A 24,065-nucleotide genomic window follows, 5' to 3' on the forward strand; every position below is an offset into this window, starting at 1 on the left:
AAAATCGGGATGCGTTCCGTAATTGGTGGCGAAAAAGACGGCGAATTCGGCACCGTTCGCGCGGACGGAAAACGTGATACGGGTGGGAAATCCTTACACGTCTATGGAGGAGACGCCGAAGGGACGGCCCTGTCCGCTGTGCGGTGCGTCGATGTTCCACCGTCACTGCAAGTACGTCTGCCCGCAACACGGCGTCGTCTACGACTGCGCGGACACGTTCTACTAATCCTCGGTGACGTATCGGTACGCGGGACCGGCCAAGAGGAAGAGTCCGCCGATACCGACGACGGCCACGACGAGCCAGTTCTCCCCGATTTCGTGTACCGAGAGCGTGTCGAGCGAACTGCCGGCGAGCACGGCGACGACCATCCACGGGGTTTCGCCGATGGCCGTGCCGAGGAGAAACGAGCGGACCGGAACGTTCGACAGTCCAGCGGCGGCGGACACCGCGTCGGAGGGTGCGGGCACGAGACGCGAGGCGACCATGCCGCGAAGGTCGCCGGTCGCGTCGAAAAACCGCTCGCCGGAGTCGCCCAGACGGCCGAACAACCCCGAGTCGATGCGGAAGTACCGCGCCGCCGCGAAGGGCAGATACGCGCTCATCACAGTTCCGCCGAGCGCGACCGGAAATCCGACGACAGGCCCGTACACGTATCCGACGGCGACGGCGACGACAGTGGTCGGCCACGCGAACAGCGGCCGAACGAGATAGACGGCGAGGAACAGTCCAGCGGCGAGGAGTGGATCGTGAGTCACGTGCCGAACCTGCTTCAGGACGAACTCCGGCGAGAGGAGGACGCCGGCGACGACGACCATCGCGACCACCCCGATACCCGCCGCCTGTCGTCGATTCCCGGCGAACTCCATTCGACCGACGGTAGTCAGGGGAAGGGCTAAGTTCTTTCCACCCGAGCGCGGAACGTTTAATCCGCTTCGCTCGAATTCGTAGACGATGGAATCGGACGACGACCCCGTGGCGATGGGGGTCGAACTGCTGAGCAAGGTCGAACATCCGGAACTATCGGTCGCGGAGGCGGTGGACCGGATCGAAACCATCACGACCGACCCGACGACGACGAGGACGATTCTCGACGAGGCGGAAAAACGCGGCGTCATCGAGCGCGAAAACGGAATCGTTCGACCGACGGGCGGCGGGTTCGTCCGCTTCGAAAGCCAAGTCGTGACCAAGGAGGGTGACTTCACCTGCCGGCGCTGTGGAACCGGCATCTCGACGGGCCACTTCATCAAACTCGACGCTGGCGAACTCGGCCCGTTCGGGTCGTCCTGTATCCGGAAAGTGACCGGCCGGGAATAACGTTCGTCCGACCTATCGCCCGCGGCTGAGTTCCTCGATGAGACGTTCTATCGTCTGCTGCTGGCGTTCGAGGAGTTCGTTCTGCTGCTCGACCGTTTCGGTCAATGCGGCGAGTTGCGCTTCCACCGGATCGTCCAAGTTCTCGCTCGCCGATTCGAAGCCCGAATCCGCGAATCCAGTCGGCTCGTCGGCGTTCGACCCGTCGACGTGTGTCTCCTCTGCCGCGGCTTCTGCTGCGATTCCGGGATCGGCCGTCACCGATTCGGCAGGTGCTGACTCGACGGGTGCGGTCTCGGCGACGCTTCCCGCCCCTCCTCCGGTCACCTTTTCGACCTCGCTTTCGCCGCCACCGAGCGGGTCCGCCGAGGGCGTTTCGACTATCTGTCCGCTGTCGTCCAGTTCCGGCGGGTTCGCGTTGAGGGGTTCGACGCCGCCGAACACGTCGTCGTCCTCGGCGAACGAGACGTTCTCGTCGGGTTCCGGGTCCGGGTCGTCGGGAACGACCGTCTGCTCGAATTCGGCGTAGCTTCCCACATCGTGATAGGAGAGGAGTCCCTGTTCGATCCGTTCACGGACTTCTCGCGTTCGCTCGCTCGGCGTTTTGATCCGCTGCGGTCGTCCTTCCGCCTCGATGATGATCTGTGAGGAAACGGTTCCCTCCTCCACGTCGAGGCCGGTGACGTCGGCGAAGTGGAACTGCTCGAAATCCGTGTCCCAAATCGCCTCGCCGACGTGTTTTACCACGCGTGCGCTCGTGAGGACGAGCGTCAATTCGCTGAACTGGTAGGTCTGGAGGACTTGCTCGTTCGAGTCGGTGACGCCCGCGCCGTTCAGGACGCCCGCGATGACGGGATGGAGCGCGTCGTGAAGCCGTTTCGTGGGAATCTTGAACGTCTCGGTGCCGTCGATGCCGTAATCGAGCGTGATGGTCGATTTGCGACGCCCCTCCGAGACGCTGATTCGCTCCGCGTCGTGCGGATACTCCTCGACGGATTCGTCGCTCAACAGGCCGTCGGCGCGATAGATAAGCGTCCGCGTCGGTGTCACGTAGAGGACATCTTCGCCCCCGAGGGACACTTTCGCGGCCACGTGTTCGTCTCCAAGGCTGGACTGGACGATTCCCGGAACGTTCATGATGGGGAATGGTCATGCGCATATCTTAAAACCGATGGGTACACACGACAAGAACAAAACGGGTGATTTTTCGAACAGTTCTCCGCCGAATATTTCGTCTCCAAAATCGCGTGACGCGGTGGCAATCGACACCCGTCAGCCCCCTCTCGTCCCCGATTGAGATGGGAACTTTAAAGAGTACCAGTTGCCTATCCGTAATCGAGCCCGGGTGGCTTAGCTGGACATAGCGCCGCACTCATAGGGTTCTGAGATTTGGCGCTCAGGCCTTGGAAGCCTCCCATGCGCCCGTGAGGCCCCGCCAGGTCTCGAATCTGGGACATGCGGAGATCGAGGGTTCGGAGCCCTCCCCGGGCATATTATCATTCGTTCTGAAGGTGAACTTCAAAGGACGAGGGCGACTTCCCGTCCAATTCTCACCCACAAGCCAGCCACAGCTACTGAGCCCTTCGTTTCCAGTCCAGAAACAGAGGGGTGAGTTCTAGATGGCGTCACGACTTGTTCCCGACCGGGACAAAAATCAGTGTCTTCACTGTGGCGCCTACGTTTCCTCTCACTTCTGTCGCGTCTTCGGAGACGACGAAGACTATGTACACCGATGCTACGCGTGTGATTCACGAACCCGCGTGAAGCGTAGGAGCGCTGCCGGTCTCGACGTCGGCATCCCACCGGAGCATGTTCTTCGGGTTCGGTGCCGGATCATAGTTGTTCGAGTAGCCGGAAGGAATCCAATCGATGCTGTCCGGTGTATCATCACCGTCGGTGACATGCTTGGCGAACACGCGAAACGCGATTCGGTAGTCCTTGTTCGTCTCTTCGTTGTCGTAGTTGCGGTTGATCCAGCGGACGACATCCTCGGCTTTCTTTCGATCGTCGAGCGCATCGTTGATATTCTCGATTTGTTCGGCCATCCGAGTGACGTGACCGAGCAGTTTCTCGTGGCGTTGATCAGAGTATTCGCTTCGGAGTAAGGCCATTCGGTCGCTGAATGCGAGAATGTTCTTTCGATCTTGTGGGGTAATCGTGTCGGATATTTCGACGCGATCGCGCAATCTCTCGATTGAGCCAGCCGGGTCAGCAGTCATACGCGATGGTTCCGGAAAATGAGGGTTAAAGGGTGGGCATGGAATTTCCGAGGGGAACTTATTCACGACAACTTTTATTCAATAGAGAACTCTGGTATCACTACTCCATTTTGCACTGAGCAGATGTTGACACACCAGATCTCTAGTGAAGTTCAGCTGTCGGAAAGATAATGTCCCAATCTAACAATTACACCACCAGTAAGCAGAGAAATTTCCTATTCCCATCGATGGCGCTATTACTCAAGAATTCACACTCAGAATCTCGAGCTCACTTCTATAGTGCATCCACAATTATAATAGGATAGTAATATTAGAAGATATATAAAGTCGCTACGTGACGGAAAGATCAATATATGCAGACATACTCAATAATTGATTTTATTAATTTCTGGTTGTGTGGCACTGTCTAGATAAGGACGAGCAGGTTGAAGAGCTAGTGATTCATGCTACTCTCAAACCTGCTCAAAAAGAGTTTAGACACGGCTAGGCTTGAATGTTGGGAGCGCGAGCGGACGGCGACGCCCATCAGGGCGTTCGCCGTCCGGCTCCACGCGACGGGTTGTTCACTCAGGGAAACAAAAGGGATTCTCGCGCTCCTCGGCGTAAAACGGTCGAATCAAGCGATTTTTCAATGGGTACATCGGCTGGCTGACAGCATTTCCGACCCGCCGTCGGCATCGCCGACGCGGGTCGCGGTGGACGAAACCGCTGTCAAAATCAACGGCGAGTGGTCTTGGGTGTACGCCGCAATAGACACCGAAACAAAACTGCTGCTCGGTATCGAAGTGTTTGATCGGCATGGGACCGATCAAGCGGCTGCGTTTCTCGCTGAATTGGCCGAGAAACACGATCTCTCAGACGCGGTGTTTCTCGTTGATGGCTACGGCTATCGGACTGCCCTCTTTCGAATTGGATTGAGCGGTCGGCTCGACTACACCGAGCGAAACCTCATCGAAAAATGGTTTCACACGCTCAAGCAGCGAATCGACCGCTTTCATACGTCGTGGGTGAGCAGTCGGCCGAGCGTCCAGCAGTGGCTTGAACAGTTTGTACATTACTATAACCATCAACGACCACATCAATCGCTCGGCAACCGAACGCCTGTCGAGGAGGTGCTAAACTAGACAGTGCCAAACGCACCGAACTCCCAGAACGCAGACTACTTTTCCTCCGGTTGTTCGGAGCAGCCGAATTCGATCATCCAAATCAACGGCAGTTGATACGCTAAATATGTACCACGAAATGTACAGTGATCGGCTCAAGGATACCCGAGGTGGGTCTATTACTGCTTATGAGATCAGGCGGCAGAAAATTGGATTCATGCTGAACTGAGAGCGTGTGTATATTGTTTTACTGAGGTAGATATATGTGTATATCAGTAGTAGTGTTAGAGTAAGAATGTCCGGCGAATCTCAGCGCCGACTGCTATTTATCATCGTCTCAATCAGTATCGCGGCGGTTATACAGGCGTATAGAATCACCATCGGCAAAGGAGATATCTGGGCAGTTATTGCTCTTATTTGCTTCTCGCTTATTGTGCTTGGCTCGGGATGGCAGCTTTGGTCCCGACACGGGACAGAGCCAAACCATAATTAGGTAGATCAGCACCACGAACTGTACACAGGTCGAGACAAAGGTACCGGGGTTGGCCTACTCCACTTATTATGAGGTGGTTCCCCTATCGCATCCCCACACCCCCCTTGGGGTTGTAGAAGACGAGAAACGAATCCGCGAAATTGCACACATCTATCGCGAGTTCCGTGTGCAAATCGAGTCGATCGCGAATAACTCGTCACTGCTTCGATTGAACTGATCGGACGGTTCACGACGCTCTTTATATCTGACTACTGTTTCAGTTACCCGATGAAACTAGGTTTCCAGGCGAGGTGTGCAAAAATATGCGCTTCAGTGCTAATTGGGTATACGGTAGTCCTCAACCGCTGTTCTGATCTCTCGTGCCTTCACTCGACCATGGGCGAGAAACGGAGCGATCACGGAGGTCTGGTACCGGAGTGTTGCGTTCACTCCGTTTCTCCCATCGGCGTTTGAGAGGATCGCAAGTAACATTCCGCCAGTGTTTCGATATTCGATCGAGCCGTTCACCGATTTCGCTCGAAGTCCGTCCACCGATTCACTGATAACCTCGTGTGCGTCCTCTTTTCCGATCTCGAGATCGATCGTCGCGAAGGTCATTCCCAGCCTAGTGCTACGGTCCCGGCCGGTATAGCTTGGCCGCCTAATCAGGGCGATTTCTCGAGCGCCATAGCGCCACTCGTTGCCTTCGCTCGTGCGAATACGGATGGAATTCACCGTGATTATGTGGGTCCACCGGGAAGACAGTTCCCGTTGTCACCCCCGTTCTGGGATTCCCGAGTTCTTGCCCGTCGACGACACACGAAGCGGCTGTCGCGACGATGAATGAGCGTTCTCGACTACCCGGCCTCACCTCGCACGCGCGGTCAGTTGAACGCAAGAACGAGTTCTGCTGTTCGACCTGCTGGGCTCGCTGCACCGCACCCCCGAGAGCCTCGAAATGGGTTACCGATACGGCTGTCCCGAGCGTCCGGATCACTTTCCAAACGGTGGCGCGTACTACTCGGAGGATGACCGATGACGGGTCGAGGCCGAAATCGGGTGCTGACTTATACTATTAAAGCGGAATTCGTAACTTCGTGTTCCGTGCCCTTCCCAGGCATGCTTTCGTCATCTGATGCTGACATTTTGGGGACGGGGGAGTATCATCCCCGGCCGGCACTCCGGACAACCCGTGAAACCGTCCCTATTTCGGAACTATTGAAAAACGAATCCGGGTTTTCGATCCTATCTGAAAGTAAGATTGATGTATTATATTTCCATTCACAGAATGTATCGGATAGTGGGTTTTCTCCCTAATGACCGGATACGATACCAGTCATCGCCGTGATGACTATGACAACCGGTCACATAGAAGTGTTCTTCCGAAGAGAGGTCCTACCGTCACATCACTGCGTATAGCGAGTTCGGACTGTGATTGTCGATGACTCGAACGAGTTTCCCTCGTGCTACTAAATAATACTGCCAATTACGTATTTATTAGGTATTATTACGAACATGAATCCATTCCGCCAACACATTTTAAGACTACATTTTGTGTTGTACTGGATGTATCATGGAGCACACTCGGAGAAAAGTTCTCACCGGTATCGGAGCAACGCTCGCCATCGGGGTGGGCGCACCGCAGGCGTTCGGGCAGGAAAGCGACACCCCGGAGTTTCAAGTGCTGGAGGTATCTTCGACGGGCGAATATGTCGTGTTCGTTAACATGACCGCCGCGGAAGTCGACCTCTCCGGTTGGACCGTCGACTTCGAGTATGGGACCGACGGGTCGGGCGAGGAAGGAACGATTCCGAGCGGAACGAGCATCCAAGCGCGGGATACGATAAAGATCGCATCCGGTGCGGGGGAGACCCCGGACGACGCCGTCGTCGTCGAAGACCCGTTCGACGAGAAGGTCATCGACACCGACGGTAACGATGTCATCGCGCTCCTCGATTCCGACGGCAACGAAGTGGCCAACAGCGAAGACGACCTGTTCGGCAGTGGGGGCGGCGGTGACAGTGGTAGCAGTGGCGGCGACGGTGCGGGCGACGAGACGACGTCCGAGGAAGAGACGACCACCGAAGAGGAAACCACGACGTCCGAGGACGAGACGACAACGACGGAAGAGGAGACGACAACAGAAGAGAAAACCACCTCGACGGACGACGGTGAGACGACGACCACCAGCGAGGAAACCACGTCTGACGACGGTACTGACGGGTCCGGCGGCGACGAGTCGGACGAAACCACCGATGACGGTTCCGGTGGGTCGGACGACGAGAGCGGGCAGATGTCGAGCAGTTCCGAGTCGGACTCGGGAGCCGACGAGTCGAGCGACGACGACTGTTGAGAACGGCCACCGATTTTTCCGATACCGAGTTCCGTGTGTTCGGGCGGTCCGGCCGCCGCTATTTTCCATTCAATTCGGCTTTTGAATTCTCGATTTCGAGGCGGATACTCACGTTCGTGCGACTGTAGGGGTGACACCGAGTCGCTTCCGTCTCCCTTTTTCCGCTTTCAGGGACCGCATAACAATACGCGGTCCGGACGTGGGCTCTCTTGCGAACGTCGTCCCGAAACGGTCTTCCTGTCGCGTCGTTCGCATACGGCCGGCAACCATCGCCGCCTCGGTCCGTCACAGCCACGTACGGACGATCTCTCGGCGACACGATGGTTCGAGGTCCCCCCGGGGGGTTTTCCGGGGCGAGAACGGGTCGCTCGTCGGTACGAGCACCATCGGCGCGCCAGTCATGATTTCACGTCGATGGCGGCCACACCGTGGCCCCGGTGGTTCGAATCCACCCCCGTTCGTCTCTCGTTGCTTTCCGCTCCTCGTTTTCGACTCGGGAGGTTTCCATCCGCGAAAAAGTAGCCGCGCCCATCGTCCTGTTCGCCGTGAAAATCACCGACGGCGGTGATCAGGCGGTCAGGAGTTCGAGCGAGTCGTTCGCCTCCTTCTTCTCGTCGGACGAGTCCTCCGAATCGTCGCTCGTTCGCAGGGTCTTGCCCGACTTGACGGTGAGATGTACCGATTCGACCTGTCCCGGTTTCCACGTGACCTTCGAATCGGTCGCCGCGGTAGTGCCGTCCACGGAGAACGTCACGGGCGCGCCCGCGTCGTCCTTCGTTCCGGCGACGACGAGTTTCTCGGCCGTTCCGCTCGCGGTCCCGAGGGTGCCGTCCTCGCCGACCGTGAACGTACCGCGCTTTTCGCCGCCGACTTTGACCGTGACGGTCGTTCCGGCGTCGGCCGGTTCGCCGTCCACGGTGACGGTTCCGTAGAAGGTCGACGGAAGCGTCGGAAGCGGTTCCACGGACTTTCCGTTCGCATCGACCGAGACGTCCGCCGGCGACACCGTCTTCATCGTCGTCACCGAGGCGTCACTCTCCGGCAATCCGCGGTCGTCGGTCGCGATGTTCAGTCCGTCGTACAGTTCCGCCATCGTCGGGTCGCTCGTGAGGTACGTCGGGAGCGTGCCGGACGATTCCGAGTAGACGTAGTAGCCGGTGAACGCGCTCACGTTCGGGCCGGGTTCGGAACTGCCGAGTTCGTACGTCCCGCTCAGTTCGCTCCGTGGACCGGGTTGGCTCGTCGGTTGCGTCGCGTACTCCTGCACGAGCGTCGGGTTCCCGGAGGAGACGCCGAACGCGTCGTCGGCACCCGCGTACTGCGGTGCCGCCACGAAGTTCCAGCCTTCGACGAGGGACGCCTGTCCCGGTGGAGACGGCGGTCCCTGCGTGTGCGCGAAGGTCAGCATGGCGCGAGCGTCGCTCGTCGTCGCGACCAACAGCACGTCGAGCGCGTCGACCGACGAATCGGCGGTCAACTGCTCCCACTGACCCGCGTCGGCGTCGTAGCCGTAGACCGTTCCGTCGAACGAACCCATGATATCGCCGACAGTCTGGTCCGTCGGGCCGGGAACGCCCACGGTGTAGTACGTCGCCTGTCCGTCACCCGCGGTCGCGGGCATGTCGAGGTCGATACCGATTTGCGTCGGCGCGTCGGTATCGACGTCCTCGGGCGGTGCGGTCAGGAACGGTTCGTGGACGACGTCCCCGCTGAACGTCGTGTTCGCCGGACCGCGGTCGCCGTAGTAATTCAGTCGCGCGTCGAACGTTTCGTCCGCCGTCGATTCGACCGCAACGTCCGTCCCTTCGAGGTCGTTGAACCGAAGCGACACGGACTCGGCGTCCGCGCCGTCGATCAGAACGCCCGTTTCGGCGGCGACGTCGTTGCCCCGCACGTCGGTCGCGCTGGCCGCGTCGTTTCCGTTTCCGAATCGAAGTCCGGTCGCCGCATCTTCGACCGTGTTGTCGGTGACGGACGCACCGGGTGCGTTCGCGGCGATACCGACCGACGAATCTCGAACGGTGTTCCCGTCGAGGACCGCACCGTTTCCGGCGTCCACCGCGATTCCGGTGGTCGCGTTACGGACCGTGACGCCGCTGACGGTCGCGCCGTCCGCGCCGTCGATCGTGATTCCGCTCGCCCGTCCGTCCGCATCGACCGTGACGCCGTCGATGGTCTCGTCGGGTGCGGAGACGTTGACGACGCTTCCGGTGGCGTTCTCGGGTGCCGCGATGACCGGCGAGGCACCGTCGGCGCTGCGGATGGTGAGGTTCGGCGTGTTCACGTCCACTTGCTCCGTGAACGTGCCGTCGCCGACGACGATTTCCGCGCCCGGCGGCGCGAGGTCTATCGCTTCCTGAATCGACGCCACATCTTCGGGGACGTTTATCGGCGCGTCGTAGACGGCCGTCGGGCCGGTTCGAACCGTGACCCGTTCCGCGTCGGGACCCGCCGTCGCCGTCGTTTCGAGCGAGAAGGACCCGACTGCGTCCTCGTCCGGAACGACGGAGATGGTGTAGTCGTCGGACGTTACCGGTGGTCGTTCGAGGATTGGAAGGCCGAACGGTATCGGTCCCCGACCGTCGATGTAGAGCGAGAGTTCGTCCTCCGAGAGCGTGGAGTTCTCGCTCAAATCGACCTGCACGTCGCGGAGTTGGTTCACGGACAGGTTCACCTGAACCTCCTCGCCGAGGTTCACGTGTCGCGGCTGTCCGGATTTGACGACGACCGCCGGGGCGGTACTCACGTACTGGACGGCGTTCGCCAGTATCGTGTCCGCCTCCTCGGTGTAGTCCTCGTTCTGGACGTAGGACGTTCGACCGAGGGACGACGCGAGTACGGTTCCGGACTGTCGGTCGACGCCGATGGCGGACCCTTTGGTGCCGTCGTCGTCGCCGACCGTCGCGACGGTTTGCCCGCTGTAGTCGTCGTACCACGCGTGGTCGCTCCAACTACCGGTGTGGATGGTGACGTTGTCGCCGACCGACCCGACACCTTCGAAGATGGGGCTGAAGTTCGTGACGGTGAAGTACGGGTTTCCGGCCCCGAACCCTTCGTCCGCCGTGTCCGCCGGGTCGCCGACGGCGTCGGAGCGTGACGTGACGGTGTCGCTCGCGTCACCCCACTGTTCGAGCCAGACGACGCCCGTACTCGGATCGTTCGTCGCGTCGATGAATCCCTGCACGTCGAGTTGGGAGGGGTCGAGGTCCTGCATGACGAACGAGTCGTACTCCCCGACGGCGTCCATGGCGTTCTCGTCCTGCACGACGGTCACTTGGTAGTTGCCGGGAAGCGACGCGTCGAGAGCAGACGCGGTCTGGTCGCCGTAGCCCTCGTCGGAGTCGACCACGGCGATGGTGGTGTACTCCTCGAAGACCTGCGTCGAACCGGTCGTCGTCTCCACGGTGTCGCCCGGTCCCTCGAAGGTGTGGGCGAGCGAGAACGACCCGTGCGTTCCCGATGTCGTTTCGACCGTCACGTTGAGTTCACCGGAGTAGCCACCCATGTCGATGGCCTCGCCGAACGCGCGTTGCTCGCCGTTGACGAACAACGTCGCGTTCCCCGTGTCGTAGTCGCCGGCGAGTTCGACGGTGTAGGTGTCCAGATTCCGCACGTCGGCGCTCACGGAGACGGAATCTCCCCCTTCGACCGCGTCGGGTTGGCCGTCGAGGATGCGTACGCCGAGCGCCGGCGACAACGAGAAGTCCTGCTGCGTGAACGTCCCGTTTTCGACGTCCACAGTCGCGGTGTTGGCTTCGTAGCCGAACGCGTTCGCCGTGACGTCGTACGTCCCGGGTTCTTCGAGCAGCGTGTAGCTGCCGGTCGCGTTGGTTTCGGTCGCGTGTCCGTTGCCGAGCGAGACGGTCGCGCCGTCTATCGGCGACCCGCTCCCGTCGGTGACGGTGCCGGTGATTCCGTTTTCGAGCGCGACCGTATCGGTCGCCGCCTTCACGTCGATGATACCCGAACCGTATCGGGTATCGTTTCCGTCACGCGGCGTGCAACTCGGGGAGCAGTTCCCCGGTTTTTCCGCCGTCTCGCGGAACGCGGCGCGGATCTGCGACGGTTGAAGGTCGCCGGATGCGGAGAGCAACAGTGCGACCGCACCGGCGGTGTGCGGCGTGGCCATCGAGGTGCCGGAGTACTGCGAGTAGCCGCCGCCGGGGACGGAGCTCTTCACGTCCACGCCGGGGGCCGAAACGTCGGGAACGACGTAGGAATCCGGCCACGAAGCGGGTGCGTCGCTTCCCCAATCGTTCTCGGTGTCTATCTCCTCGCCGCTTGAGAAGGAGGCGATGCCTCGGTCCTCGTTCGACGCGCCGATGGCGAACGATTCGTACACGTTGCCGGGCGAACCGCTCGTTCCTTCGCCGCTGTTTCCGGCGGCGGCGACCACGATGGTTCCCGCCGATTCGGCGTTCCGGACGGGTTCGACCATGTCGGTGTAGTAGCCGGTCGCACCGAGGCTCATGCTGATGACGTCGGCGTCCTGTTCGACCGCCCACTGCATTCCGCCGGCGACCTGTGCGAACGAACCGCCGCCGCTGGACAGGACGAGGCCGTGCATCAGGCTGACGTCCGGTGCGACGCCGATGTACTCGCCGCTGGCGTTCCCGCCGGACACGGTTCCGCTCGTGTGTGTTCCGTGTGTGTCCGTGTCGTGGGGGGTGCTACCCGGAACTTGGTTCCCTTCGCCGTCGAACTCGGCCCACCCGCCGGGATAGGTCGGATCGCTCTCGTTTTCGGTGTAGAGGTCGATATCCGGATGGTCGACGTCCACGCCGGTGTCCAGTACCGCGACTTTGACACCGGACCCTTTCGTGTTGTAGGAATCCCACACGTCCGTCGCGTTGATCTGATCGAGACCGTAGGTCGTGTTGTAGTCGGTCGTCCCGACGGAGTCCGTTTTCCCCCCGTACATGCCGACCGGCGTGTCGTTTCTGTTGGAGTCGACCGGTTTCGGAAGGGAGAGTTCGAAGTTCTCGTGCAACCGTTTCACGCCGTCTATTTTGGCTATCTCCTTCAGGTCGACGTCGGCCTTGTCGACACGGAGGACGACGGCGTTGGTGATCCACAAACGGTTGAGAACCCTCACGCTCTTCGTATGTTTCTTCGCGTACGAGAGAACGGGACGCTGACTTCGCTCCGCGTGAGTCTGCAGCGTCTCTATCGTCGCGGCGCGGTCGGCGGTCACGGAGGGGTTCGCTTCGTCCAACCTCACGACGACCGTTACGGTCCCGTCCGCTTTCGTCAGCGCGGGGTCGATCGGCGCGGCGGCGGGGGAAACCGACGTTCCCACGGAGCCGAGTTGACCCTGCGTGTCGAGGACCGCGTTGTTCTGGTTCTGTACGGTTGTAGCGGCACCGACGAACGGCGCACTACATGAAATCGTTACCACCCAAACGAGGGCGAGTGCCAGTATCTTTTGTTTTCTGCGCAACACGTTATGGATTATTCGCATAATTCATATATAGCTACGTACTGAATAAATGTCCTGGGTCATGAATTTAACTCGGCAAGCGACACGACCCGCAGTGGACGACACGACATCCCACGCTATGCAACGATTCGCATCGGATGAAAACCAACGTTCGGCCCGTCCTCCCGTAAAACGGACGAACGGGACCTTTACCGGAGACGGATGAAACCACACGAATACGCAGGATTTCTCACCAGTTCGATGAACCGTATTCGCCTCCTGAAGGCCCTCCGGAGCGAGGCGGAGGAAACGGTGGGAACGCTCGGAGAGCGTCTCTCGATGTCACGTTCGACCGTCCATCGAAGCCTCCGGACGTTCACCGACTACGGATGGGCGCGACGCGTCGACGGCGCGTACCGATTGACCGAGGCCGGTGAACTCGTCTTGGACGCGTACGAGGAGTTGATTCACACGATAGAGTGGGTCGAGGAGTACGAGGAGTTCCTCACGTACCTCGGGGCGTCGAACGAGACCTTTCCGATACACGCCACCAGACAGGCGAGGATGGTTTCCGCGACGAAAAACGACCCCTATCGAACGATAACGTATCTCATCGACGTTCTCACGACGGCATCGACCGATCACCTCCGAGGAATGACTCCCATCCTCAGTCCGTTGTTCGCGGACGCCGGTCGGGAACTACTCGCGAACGGAACGCAGGTGGAACTCCTCGCCTCGGAAACCTGCCTCCAATCGGCGACGAGGCAGTCAAACGAGGGACGGCCGTCGAGTTCGATAGACAACTTCGGCCTCTTTCGCGTTCCCGACGGCCTCCCGTTCGGGGTACTGATTCTCGACGATGAACGCGTGTTGCTGTCGGTGTTCGACGAACTCGGAAACCTTCGGGCCTGTCTGGACGGTGAGAGTCACGATCTGGTAGAGTGGGCCGAGACCACGTACGAGACGTATCGGACCGAAAGTCAGCGGGTGGAGACGATACCGGATTTGAACCGATAGCGCCCCGGACCGTCCCCCGTCTTCGTTCCTGTCCACGAAAGCTCCCGAGATGTCGGAATATCCGCAGCGACCTATGGTCAGAATGATATCATTTGGTCGGAGTCGTATTCCTCCGACTACAAAATTTCCCCTCCGAGTTCAGAGAATATATAACTTATCTGGTAGTATAATTTGAATTAGAGAAACCGTCTGAGAACCCTTTATGAAACGTCTAAGGGCTTTTCAGAGCTTTATGAAAAGTGTGTGAATCGACATGGTCGAAATAAAACGTCGTGAATTACACTTTACTCTCGGCTCGTTATATGACCCCTCCAGTCATAGGATGAGATACATCCCAAAGAAATCATGTCGAGTCCTCCAACGATACAGAAGGAAGGTGCATCGGATTTCGAGTTCCCCGCCCGGCACGCCGTCGAAACCGCCGGTAAAAAGCTTCTAGCGCCGGTTCAGTTCATCGGTTTCTGGGCCGCCGTCACCCTCCCGCTGGGATACCTTCCCTTCCTCTACGGTGGTTCCATTACGGACTCCGCTGACGTGTTGGCCCTACTCTTCGTCCTCAACCTCGTCGCGATGGTCGTCGGTCACGGCTACAAGCGCGACTGAGCACCCGTCCCGAGCGCGTCGCTGCCCTGAACGACGCGCTGACCGCGCCAACGGGATTGCATGGGGACGAAATCCTCACCTGCACCCCGTCTCCCCTTCTACTCGACGATTAAAAACCGGGCTCGTAGCCGCTTTCGGTCCGTTCGTAGTCGGTTCGCTCGTCGCCGTTTTCTCTTCACATCGTGCGCGTGCTGTCGCACGTGTCCCGGCGACGAACCGGATTCATAGAACATATTTTCCCATTCCACAAACTACAGTTCCCAATCCCGTCCAATCCGTTTTAGGCTCACCAAAAATAGTAACTAAATTGATAACTATTATCCCCTTCGAATCCCAATATCGACCATGAATCTTCTCGCTAATCTCGTGTTGGTGTTCGTCGCGGGGTTGATTACGGCGCTCGCGACGGGTGTCGGTGCGCTCCCCTTCTTCCTCGTCACGGACGTAAACGACCGCTGGAACGTAGCGCTCTGGGGCCTCGCATCCGGAATCATGGTGTCTGCGTCCGTTTTCGGCCTGATTTCCGAGGGACTTTCGAGCACGAATGGCGGCAGTTTGTCGGGCGTCGTCATCGGGATATTGGTGGGCGTCGCCCTCGTCGTCGTCAGCGATTACGTCATCTCCGGCGCGGACGTGAACCCGAAGAAGTACGAACAGGCGGATTTCAAGAAACTCGTCCTCATCCTCGGCGTCCTCACGGTCCACAGTTTCCCGGAAGGCGTCGCCATCGGCGTCTCGTTCGCCGACCTCGGTTTTCAGGGCGGCTATCAGTTCGCCGGGTTCGTCGTTCCGCTCCTGGCGATATTCATGACGCTCGCCATCTCAATTCACAACATTCCGGAAGGCGTAGCGATATCGATTCCGCTCCATGCGATGGGCGTGAGCAAGTGGCGAATGGTCTGGTGGTCCATCTTCTCCAGTCTCCCGCAACCCATCGGTGCCGTCATCGCCTTCTACTTCGTGCGAAGCGCCCGCGGGTTCCTGCCGATGGGGTTCGGATTCGCCGCCGGGGCGATGATCTATCTCGTCCTCTCGGAGTTCATCCCCGAAGCGCTCGAAGTCGGTAAAAACCTCCCAGGCGATGGCTACCGGGAACTCCTCTCGGGTCTCACCATCGGCGTACTGCTGATGTTGCCGCTAGCGTTCATCTGAACGGAGTTAGTGCACATCATCCCGTCGCTTTGAACTCCCGATCAGTTCACCACCTCAGAAACGATTTTAAATCGAATGGGACGATTTGTGACCGGCATATCCGAATAGACAGGTCTGTTCATCGACCGTAAACGGTGTGAATTCACACCAACGCTCGTTCCATTATAAGATATCCCTCGGCAATGATTTAGCCGGGCACGGGTGTGCTACGATGCCGGGAACAACCATCTACGAGAACGACGGTGAATCGGCCGCCGTCAACCGCCGGAAACGGATCGCATTGCACGCGAGATTCAACGAGCACTCGCTGACGACGCCGATCCAATTCGTTGGCTTCTGGTCGGCCGTCGTCTGCCCATTCTTCTATCCGCTTCTCTTCCTGAACGGTCTCTCTGACGCCGAGAGCACCCTCTTTCTCGCTTTGCTTGGCTGCAACATCATCGCGCTCTTCGTCGGACACGCCTACGGTCAGGAATAAGTCAGAGGAATCGCCCACGTCTCCGCTCGGCCGCCCTCCACCGCACCACGCCTCCGTCACACTTCCGTCACACCTTCTTCGCTCGATTTAACCGTCGCCCACGAATACGTCCGGACATGGGACTCGAAACCGTCTCGTTGGGCAACACCGGCACGAAAGTGAGCGAAATCGCGTTCGGAACGTGGCGATTCGGCCGCGAAAACGACGAGGGGGAGGTCGAAATCGGCGAGGACCGCGCACACGAACTCCTCGACGCCTACGCCGACGCGGGTGGCAACTTCATCGACACCGCGGACATGTACGGCGACGGCGAGAGCGAGAGATACATCGGCAACTGGCTCGCCGACCGCGATCGGGAGGACTTCGTCATCGCGTCCAAGATCTACTGGCCGACGCGGAAGGACGACCCTAACGGCCGCGGCCTCTCCCGAAAACACCTGCGCCGACAGATCGACCTCATCCTCGATCGACTCGGGACGGACTACGTGGACCTCCTCTACATCCACCGATGGGACGACGACACGCCCGCCGACGAGTTCATGCGTACGCTGGACGGCTTCGTCCGCGACGGCAAGGTAAACTACCTCGGAACCTCGACGCTCGAACCCAACGCGTGGAAGGTCGCCAAGGCGAACGAGATGGGGTACGAACCGTTCCGCCTCGCACAGCCCCGATACAACCTCGTCAACCGCGAAATCGAATCGAACTACATCCCCATGTGCGAGGACTACGACATCGGTATCGTCCCGTGGTCGCCGTTGGGCGGCGGCTTCCTGACCGGTAAGTACTCGCGAGACGAGGAACCGGCGGCGGGAACCCGCGGTGCGACCGACCAACAGTTCCGCGACAGCTACCTCACCGAGGAGAACTTCGACGTACTGGAAGTCGTCGAGGCCGTCGCCGACGAAATCGGGGCGACGCCCGCGGAGGTCAGCCTCGCGTGGTTGCTGAAACACGACGCCGTGACCGCGCCCATCATCGGCGCGCGTACCGTCGAGCAGTTGGAGGAGAACCTCGCTGCGACCGACGTGTCCCTGTCCGACGACCAGTTCGAGCGACTGACGAACGCAAAATCGGTATAAGTCGTCGGCCGAACGTCGGACCAAGCGTTTTTGACCGATTGCGAACGATTCAACGATATGACCGGGAGTTCGCCGTCGGTTCCGTGTGCCATCGCCAGTGAGCGCCGCGTCCCCGTCGAGACCCACGGGAACCGCACCGGCCGTACTAACCGCAACAACCGCAACAACCGCAACGACCGTACCGACCGCCCCGGCCGTTACGGTCGCAACGGCCGTCGTGAGCCATGAGCGACGACGACACCGACGCACCGCTCGCCCGCGTCCGCTGCGCGAAGGGCCGACAGTCCGCCCGGTCCGGCATCGACGGCGGGGCGATCGCTGTCGGACTGGTCGTGGCGCTCGGCGCGCATCTCGTTCCCGCCCTCCTCGTCTTCGTCGGCGTGTTCGATACCCTCTTGAACGGGTCGGCACTCCTGAGTACGCTCGCATTCCCGCTCGGCAGCTACGTCACGGGACGGTACGCCGGAGGGGATTCGACCCGCGGCGGCCTTCACGGCCTCCTCACGACAGGAGTTTCGCTCGCGCTCCTCGGCGGTGCCGCCGCCCTGTTCGTCGGCCTCGACCGCGCGCCCGCGGAACTCGGCCGACTGCTCGTCGCCGATGGAGCGACGCCGGTACTCGCCGGAACGGTCGTCTGTCTCCTGTTGGCGGGCGTCGTCGCCGGGGCATTCGGTGAGAAACGGACGTAAAATCGTTCGGCGAGATGGTCGTTTCGTATCGGCCAAACGGTTAAACAGTTGGATAATAGACACCCACCCATGGAACGACACCAGAAGCGAGGTATCGGATCCATCCTCATCGGCTTGGGGACCGTCTTCTCTTGCTTCCTCAGTGCCAGTAGCATCACCCTCTACGCCGCCCTCGGCTCGATCGGCGGAGCGGCTCTCGTCGCTATCGGAATCATGCAGTTCCGCGACTCCCGCCACTTCTCCGCCGACGAACCGGCGTCCACGTCGCAAACCATCGCGGTTTTCGCCCTCGCCGCCGTTTCGTTCGCCGCGGGAATGGCCGCGTACTGGTTCCTGTAGCCCCTATTCGAGCGCGTCGAACGCCGATTCCAAATCCTCGATGAGGTCCTTCGGGTGTTCGACGCCGACCGAGACGCGAAGCAACGAGTCCGAGATGCCGATTTCGGCGCGCTCCTCGGGCGTCAGCGGTGCGTGGGTCATGCTCGCCGGGTGTTCGATGAGCGACTCCACGCCGCCGAGGCTGACGGCCAGCGGGAACTCGTCCAGTTCGGCCACGAAGCGTTCCACCTCGGGCAAGTCGCCGTCGAGTTCGAACGAGAGGACGCCGCCCGCGCCGTCCATCTGGCGCTGGGCGAGGTCGTACTGCGGGTGGGATTCGAGGCCGGGATAGTAGACGGTCGAGACCGCGTCGTGTTCGTCCAGATACGCCGCGATTTCGGCGGCGTTGGACTCGTGCTGGCGCATGCGGAGGGGGAGCGTCTTCAGTCCACGGAGGGTCAGGAAAGCGTCGAACGGTGCGAGCATGTTGCCCATGCCCACCTGTTGGAGGAAGCCGATTTCGTCGGCGAGGCCGGCGTCGTCGGTGACGACGGCACCGCCGATGGAGTCGCTGTGGCCGTTCAGGTACTTCGTCGTGCTGTGGACGACGACGTCGGCGCCGAGTTCGAGCGGGTGCTGGAAGTACGGCGAGAGGAAGGTGTTGTCCACGCCGAGGGTCGCATCGACCGATTCGGCGACGGAGGCGATGGCTTCGATGTCACAGAGTCGGAGAAGGGGATTCGTCGGCGTCTCCATCCAGATGAGCGCCGTCTCGTCGCACACGGCGTCAGAGACGGCGTCGGTGTCGCGGGCGTCCACGAAATTGACGGCCACGTCGAGACGATCGCCGAAGAGTTCCTTGAGCATCGTCTTCGTCCCGCCGTAGAGGTCGTCGAACGCGACGACGTGGTCGCCGGGGCTGACGGACGCCGTGATCGTGGCCACGATTGCGGACGTACCCGAGGCGAAGGCCATGCCATACTCGCCGCCTTCGAGGGCTGCAAGGCGCTTTTCGAGCGCGTGGCGGGTCGGATTCGCGAGTCGCGAGTAGAGATACTGGTTCTCGTCGGGGTCCAAATCCTCCAACCCGACGTCCGGGTCGATCCCGCCAGCCTCGTAGGTCGATGCGAGGTGGATTGGCATCGTTACGTCACCTGCTCGCTCGTGGTGCGGCGGTTGTTCCGCGTGCGTCACCGCCATCGTTTCGAATTTCGGGGAGTCACCGGACTCGTCGGTCATACCATCATCCCGTTCGAGAACCAGACTTAGAAGCTTTCGATGCGGCAGACGTCGCCATGCGCCGCGAGAATCGCGGTTCCCTGTGAATTATTGTGAAACATAGTGTTGGTATCTTACGGACGTGTTCGGGCTAAACTCATCGGGGAATCGGGGTATCTCCGGGCGAATTTCGCTCGCGCGCGGACGAAAAGCGATTCGGGACATCGACGAATCCCGACGGGTGGTCGAACCGAGTCGAAACCGTGTCGTCGGTCGCTACTCCTCGTAGTCGAACGAGTAGACGCGGTTTTCGTCCACGGCGTAAACGATACCGTCGTGGACCGCGGGCGTGTCCCGCGAATTTCCGAACAGTTCGAATCGCTGGAGCGTATCGCCGTCGTCCGCATCGAGTGCGTACACCCGGCGGTCATCGCTCGCGATGTAGACGACCCCGTCCTCGACGGTTGGGTCGGTCAGCGTCGCCTCGTAGTCGTAGCCGTACGTCGGATAGGCGTATTTCGTATCGAACGTCCACTGCTCGCTTCCGTCGTCGGCGTTCAGCGCGAACAGTTCCTTCGCATCGCTGACCTCCCCCGCGATGACGTACACCATATCGTCGGCGAGCGTCAGGGAATTTCCGCCGGTGTTGGATGTCCACATCTCACTCCCGTCCGCCGGATCGAGCGCAACGATGCGCTTCCCGACGGTCGAGGAGGGTTCGTCGGTCGAAACGAACACCGTGTCGCCGTCGGCGACCACCGCCGTCGCGTCCCGGTCGTCTGTCCACGTTTCGCTCCCGTCCGTCGTTTCGAGGGCGTACGTCCCTTCGGTGGTCGCAGCGTACACCGTCCCGTCTCGTACGGCCACGGAATCGGTCATCTCGACCGATATCGAGGGGTCGTCGGAATCGAATTCCGAACGCCAACGCACCGACCCGTCGTCCGAGTCGTATGCGGTCACGTACGCACTGCCGTAGAAGGAACTCTCGGTACCGACGTAGACGGCATCGTCCACGACGACGGGGTTCCCGGTTCCGTCCGGGGCCTTTTCGTGCCACAGCGTCGTCCCCGTCGCGGCGTCGATAGCGTAGACGAAGTTGTAGCTGCCGCCGCCGTCCCCGCCGAGCGAACAGTAGACCGTTCCGTCCACCACCGTCGTCCAGACGAATCGAAACGTGTCGTTCTCGTTCTCGCCCAGCGAGACGCTCCACCGTTCGGTCCCCTCTTCCCGATCGAAGGCTCGGAGCGTTGCGTTCGTGGCGGCGTAAACGGACGTGTCGTCGGCGCTGGCCGTTCTGAACGACTCGCTCCGCTCGAAGTCGAGGGCACGTCGCCAGTTGGTCGCCTCCGTCGGTCCGCCGATAGTGTACAGGACACCGATATCGTCCACGACGTACACCGTCTCTCCGACGAGCGCGCATCCCGACGGTGCGTTCACGGACGCGCGCAGCGGGACCTGCCACTTCAAGGAGCCATCGTCGGTGTCGAACGCCGCTATCTCCTGTGAGTCCTCGTCGTCGACTTCGCGCGGATAGTAGACGGTGGACTCGGCCACCGATAGTTCGGCGACGGTGGTGTACCGGAACTCGTCCGTCTCGCTGCCCTTCCATCGGACGGTTCCGTCGTCCGCATCGAGCGCCCAGACCGCTTGGGTCTCGCCAACGTAAACCGTTCCGTCGGCGACCACCGGTGACGTGAGATGGATGTCACCCGCGAGTTCGCGTTGCCACCGTATCTCCCCGCCGTCGGCGGAGAGGGCGGTCGTGAACGTCCGTCGTTCGGGATTGCTACCGCCATCATCGCGGTAGTTCACGGTGACGTAGACGGTGCCATCGACGACCGCCGGTGCGTTCGGTTCCGGGCCGTACACGTCGTCTCCGACGTGTACCGGTGTTTCCCACAATCCCGCCCCGTCAGCCGCATCGAAGGCGTAGACGGTACCTCCTTCCGCGAAGTAGACGACACCGTCGACGACCGCCGGAACGTGGTCCGCCGTGTCCATTTGACCGCCGTAGTTGGTGGAGTACTCGATGTCCCCACCGGACAGCTCGACGCTCCACTGGAGGTCCCCGGTGTCGGCCGAGAGGGCGAACCCGTAGGCTTGCGTTCCGATTCGCATCTTCACGAAAGCGGATCCCTCCTTCACGGTCGTCGAGGATGCGCCGAGTTGCGGCGCGTCACAGCCGTTCGCGGGCGAACCGGTCTCGGGGTTCTCGAACGTCCACAGCGACGCTCCGGTTTCCGTATCCAGCGCGAACACCCGCCATTCGTGGCTGATGTACATCGTTCCGTCGGTGACAGTCGGTGCCTCGTCGATGTAGGTGGACCCGTCCGTGTACTCGCGTTTCCACAGGAACTCTCGACTTTCGAGGTCGAAGGCGGCGGCCTGACCGTACTCCGACGCTACATACGCGACTCCGTCGACGATGGTCGGGGTCGAAATCTCGTTCGCCAGTTCGTCGGCTAGCGATTCGCTCCACTCTATCCACGGCGTTCCCTCTACATCGCGTGCATCCGGGTTGTAGCCGGAGTTCCGGGCGTCGAACTGGAACGTCGCCCAGTCCGACGCAGGCAGCTCCGTCGAAAGGCTGGTCTCGGCGTCCCCGACTCGGGGAACTCGATCGATACCCATTTTCGGAGTGTCGGAGGCGGTCGCTCCCGAGACACCGGCGATACCGGCCGCGAGGCCGACCGTCTTCAGGAAGGTACGTCTTGTCTCCTTGGACATGCGGATTATTCATTCGAGAGCGCCATATTTGCTATCGGGTTTATAATTGCTTTTTCGTTGGTTTCACTCCATTTCACACGTTAGATTTTGGACATTATGTGCGGATTTGACGCGGATAGTACTGTTTGATAACTGTACTATCGGGCTTCGGGTGACAATCGAGCTATCACCGACACAATCGACCTCTATTCAGGATCGGTGTCTCTAGAGCGAACATTATATAAGAAATATGATGTCAAATGCGTTGCCGATAACTGGTTAAATATCAGATAATTTATTATTAGTTACCCGCCCTACCACGAGTGGACTAACCCGTTCCCCCCGTCGGACCCCTCCGAACTCCGGACGGAAATCATCGCGCTTTAACCGGTTTCCACCCAACCGTCGAACGAATGACCTCCGTTCGTGCCGAAGCGACCACGCGACGACGGTGGTTCGTCGTCGTCCTCGTGGCGGCCGTTATCTGCTACTTCTCGGTGTTCGCGTCGCCCGACGTCGGCGTCGAACGGTTGGGGCCGCTCGCCCTCTTTGGCCGGGACAAGTGGTATCACGCGCTGGGGTACGCCGTTTTGGCCGTCTCCATCGCCATCGCGGCATCCGGAAATCGTCGCGGTGGCCGGTACGGCCGCGTACTGCTCTTCGCGGTAGCCGGCGCGGTCGTGTTCGGCATCGCCATGGAGTTCGCCCAGTTGGCGGTGCCGCTCCGTCACACGTCGGCGCTGGACGTCGGCGCGGACGCTGTCGGCGCGGCGGTGGGTGCGGTCGGGTGGTGGCTCCTCGCCCGCCGAGACGAAGCCGATTTACGCTCGTAACCGTTTTCTTCGACAATGAGTACGCCGACGCCCGAGAGCTACGAGCGGGGCAAGGGGATGGACGCCCACAACTCCGTGATGCGCGACATTCGCGCGAAAAAGGAGAAACACTACGACCCACACGAACCGACCCGGGTGTGGTTGGACGAGGACAACACGCCCGACGGCGTCTACCAGAGCCTCACCATCATCCTCAACACCGGCGGCTGTCGCTGGGCGCGCGCCGGTGGCTGTACGATGTGCGGTTACGTCGCGGAGTCCGTCGAAGGCGGGAGCGTCGGCCACGACGCCCTGATGGACCAGATCGAGGTCTGTCTCGAACACGAACGCGAAGGTGCCGACGAGAAAAGCGGCCTCATCAAAATCTACACCTCCGGGTCGTTCCTGGACGAGCGCGAGGTCGGCGCGGAAACGCGACGGGCCATCGCGGAGACGTTCGCCGACCGCGACCGAATCGTCGTGGAGAGCCTGCCGGATTTCGTCACGGCGGAGAAACTGCGGGACTTCCGCGGCGTCGGCCTCGAAACCGACGTGGCAATCGGGCTGGAGACGGCCAACGACCGCGTGCGTCACGACTGCGTGAACAAGTACTTCGACTTCGAGGAGTTCATTCAGGCCAGCGAGAACGCAGAATCCGTCGGCGCGGGCATCAAGGCGTATCTGCTGATGAAGCCGATATTCCTCTCGGAGGCGGAGGCCGTACAGGACATGAAGGAGTCCATCCGGAAATGTGCCGAGTACGCCCACACCGTCTCGATGAACCCGACCAACGTTCAACGCTACACGATGATCGACGAACTCCACTTCCGCAACGGCTACCGTCCGCCGTGGCTCTGGAGCGTCTGTGAGGTACTGGAGGACACCGCCGACGCGCCGGCAATCGTCGTTTCCGACCCCGTTGGACACGGTAGCGACCGTGGCGCGCACAACTGCGGCGAGTGCGACGACCTCGTCCAGAAGGCCATCAAGGATTTCGACCTGCGCCAAGACCCCTCCGTCTTCTCCGAAGTCTCCTGTGAGTGTGAGCGCACGTGGGAGGTGGTCGTGGAGCGGGAAACGAGCTATAGCCTTCCGCTGGCACGGTAGTCAGG

Annotated in this window: 21 protein-coding genes and 1 tRNA gene; 15 read left to right on the forward strand and 7 right to left on the reverse strand. The window is 60.6% G+C overall.

What is annotated here, in order from left to right:
- Positions 1-103 precede the first annotated feature (103 nt).
- Entirely contained in the window at positions 104-226 is a 123-nt protein-coding gene (locus tag ACGYLY_RS01050; RefSeq protein WP_256388496.1) for an HVO_2523 family zinc finger protein, read from the forward strand.
- Here the strand turns inward: ACGYLY_RS01050 and ACGYLY_RS01055 are convergent.
- The gene (locus ACGYLY_RS01055) at positions 223-867 is read right to left on the reverse strand and encodes a TVP38/TMEM64 family protein (RefSeq protein ID WP_395283683.1); all 645 of its coding nucleotides are present in this window, start codon (positions 865-867) and stop codon (positions 223-225) included. The genes ACGYLY_RS01050 and ACGYLY_RS01055 overlap by 4 nt on opposite strands.
- Positions 868-952: 85 nt before the next feature.
- Here ACGYLY_RS01055 and ACGYLY_RS01060 point away from each other — a divergent pair, with 85 nt between their 5' ends.
- Complete coding sequence (locus ACGYLY_RS01060; protein WP_395283684.1) at positions 953-1,315, forward strand: DUF5830 family protein; 363 nt, start codon at positions 953-955, stop codon at positions 1,313-1,315.
- Between the two features lie 12 nt (positions 1,316-1,327).
- On the opposite strand, the gene ACGYLY_RS01065 is transcribed toward ACGYLY_RS01060, so the two are convergent.
- Entirely contained in the window at positions 1,328-2,449 is a 1,122-nt protein-coding gene (locus ACGYLY_RS01065) for a hypothetical protein (RefSeq protein WP_395283685.1), read from the reverse strand.
- 202 nt (positions 2,450-2,651) lie between these two features.
- Here ACGYLY_RS01065 and ACGYLY_RS01070 point away from each other — a divergent pair.
- A tRNA-Met gene (locus ACGYLY_RS01070) sits at positions 2,652-2,803 on the forward strand.
- Positions 2,804-3,060: 257 nt separating this feature from the next.
- Here the strand turns inward: ACGYLY_RS01070 and ACGYLY_RS01075 are convergent.
- Positions 3,061-3,531, reverse strand: a complete 471-nt coding sequence (locus ACGYLY_RS01075; RefSeq protein ID WP_395283686.1) for a hypothetical protein — start codon at positions 3,529-3,531, stop codon at positions 3,061-3,063.
- A gap of 443 nt (positions 3,532-3,974) precedes the next feature.
- On the opposite strand from ACGYLY_RS01075, the gene ACGYLY_RS01080 reads away from it, so the two are divergent.
- Positions 3,975-4,655: an IS6 family transposase gene (locus ACGYLY_RS01080; RefSeq protein WP_395283687.1), complete on the forward strand. Its 681-nt coding sequence runs from the start codon at positions 3,975-3,977 to the stop codon at positions 4,653-4,655.
- A gap of 787 nt (positions 4,656-5,442) precedes the next feature.
- On the opposite strand, the gene ACGYLY_RS01085 is transcribed toward ACGYLY_RS01080, so the two are convergent.
- Entirely contained in the window at positions 5,443-5,724 is a 282-nt protein-coding gene (locus tag ACGYLY_RS01085) for a hypothetical protein (RefSeq protein WP_395283688.1), read from the reverse strand.
- Between the two features lie 955 nt (positions 5,725-6,679).
- On the opposite strand from ACGYLY_RS01085, the gene ACGYLY_RS01090 reads away from it, so the two are divergent.
- Positions 6,680-7,459, forward strand: a complete 780-nt coding sequence (locus tag ACGYLY_RS01090) for a lamin tail domain-containing protein (protein WP_395283689.1) — start codon at positions 6,680-6,682, stop codon at positions 7,457-7,459.
- Positions 7,460-8,027: 568 nt separating this feature from the next.
- Here ACGYLY_RS01090 and ACGYLY_RS01095 read toward each other — a convergent pair.
- Positions 8,028-12,857 (reverse strand): S8 family serine peptidase, encoded by a 4,830-nt coding sequence (locus tag ACGYLY_RS01095; RefSeq protein ID WP_395283690.1) that lies wholly within the window; start codon positions 12,855-12,857, stop codon positions 8,028-8,030.
- Positions 12,858-13,139: 282 nt separating this feature from the next.
- Here ACGYLY_RS01095 and ACGYLY_RS01100 point away from each other — a divergent pair, with 282 nt between their 5' ends.
- The 8 genes from ACGYLY_RS01100 (at position 13,140) to ACGYLY_RS01135 (ending at position 18,238) form a co-directional block, all read left to right on the forward strand.
- Positions 13,140-13,895, forward strand: a complete 756-nt coding sequence (locus ACGYLY_RS01100) for a helix-turn-helix transcriptional regulator (protein ID WP_395283691.1) — start codon at positions 13,140-13,142, stop codon at positions 13,893-13,895.
- Between the two features lie 345 nt (positions 13,896-14,240).
- Entirely contained in the window at positions 14,241-14,498 is a 258-nt protein-coding gene (locus ACGYLY_RS01105; protein WP_395283692.1) for a hypothetical protein, read from the forward strand.
- 345 nt (positions 14,499-14,843) lie between these two features.
- Complete coding sequence (locus ACGYLY_RS01110) at positions 14,844-15,650, forward strand: ZIP family metal transporter (RefSeq protein ID WP_395283693.1); 807 nt, start codon at positions 14,844-14,846, stop codon at positions 15,648-15,650.
- Positions 15,651-15,861: 211 nt separating this feature from the next.
- The gene (locus tag ACGYLY_RS01115; RefSeq protein WP_231185304.1) at positions 15,862-16,128 is read left to right on the forward strand and encodes a hypothetical protein; all 267 of its coding nucleotides are present in this window, start codon (positions 15,862-15,864) and stop codon (positions 16,126-16,128) included.
- A 116-nt stretch (positions 16,129-16,244) separates the two neighbouring features.
- Positions 16,245-17,210, forward strand: coding sequence for an aldo/keto reductase (locus ACGYLY_RS01120; RefSeq protein ID WP_395283694.1), 966 nt, complete (start codon positions 16,245-16,247; stop codon positions 17,208-17,210).
- Positions 17,211-17,267: 57 nt separating this feature from the next.
- Positions 17,268-17,438 carry a hypothetical protein gene (locus ACGYLY_RS01125; RefSeq protein ID WP_395283695.1) on the forward strand — a complete coding sequence of 57 codons (171 nt, stop codon included), beginning with the start codon at positions 17,268-17,270 and terminating at the stop codon, positions 17,436-17,438.
- Positions 17,435-17,899: a hypothetical protein gene (locus ACGYLY_RS01130; protein ID WP_395283696.1), complete on the forward strand. Its 465-nt coding sequence runs from the start codon at positions 17,435-17,437 to the stop codon at positions 17,897-17,899. The genes ACGYLY_RS01125 and ACGYLY_RS01130 overlap by 4 nt, the downstream gene beginning before the upstream one ends.
- A gap of 69 nt (positions 17,900-17,968) precedes the next feature.
- The gene (locus tag ACGYLY_RS01135) at positions 17,969-18,238 is read left to right on the forward strand and encodes a hypothetical protein (protein ID WP_395283697.1); all 270 of its coding nucleotides are present in this window, start codon (positions 17,969-17,971) and stop codon (positions 18,236-18,238) included.
- 3 nt (positions 18,239-18,241) lie between these two features.
- Here ACGYLY_RS01135 and ACGYLY_RS01140 read toward each other — a convergent pair whose 3' ends face one another.
- Positions 18,242-19,456 (reverse strand): trans-sulfuration enzyme family protein, encoded by a 1,215-nt coding sequence (locus ACGYLY_RS01140; protein ID WP_395283698.1) that lies wholly within the window; start codon positions 19,454-19,456, stop codon positions 18,242-18,244.
- A 255-nt stretch (positions 19,457-19,711) separates the two neighbouring features.
- Positions 19,712-22,162, reverse strand: a complete 2,451-nt coding sequence (locus ACGYLY_RS01145; RefSeq protein ID WP_395283699.1) for a PQQ-binding-like beta-propeller repeat protein — start codon at positions 22,160-22,162, stop codon at positions 19,712-19,714.
- A 392-nt stretch (positions 22,163-22,554) separates the two neighbouring features.
- Between ACGYLY_RS01145 and ACGYLY_RS01150 the strand changes: the two genes are divergently transcribed.
- Complete coding sequence (locus ACGYLY_RS01150) at positions 22,555-22,974, forward strand: VanZ family protein (protein ID WP_395283700.1); 420 nt, start codon at positions 22,555-22,557, stop codon at positions 22,972-22,974.
- A gap of 15 nt (positions 22,975-22,989) precedes the next feature.
- On the forward strand, positions 22,990-24,060 hold the full coding sequence (locus ACGYLY_RS01155; RefSeq protein ID WP_395283701.1) for an archaeosine biosynthesis radical SAM protein RaSEA: 1,071 nt from the start codon (positions 22,990-22,992) through the stop codon (positions 24,058-24,060).
- Positions 24,061-24,065: the final 5 nt, after the last annotated feature.

Origin of the sequence: Haladaptatus sp. CMAA 1909 (genome assembly GCF_043952005.1) — an archaeon.
Classification (GTDB): domain Archaea; phylum Halobacteriota; class Halobacteria; order Halobacteriales; family Haladaptataceae; genus Haladaptatus.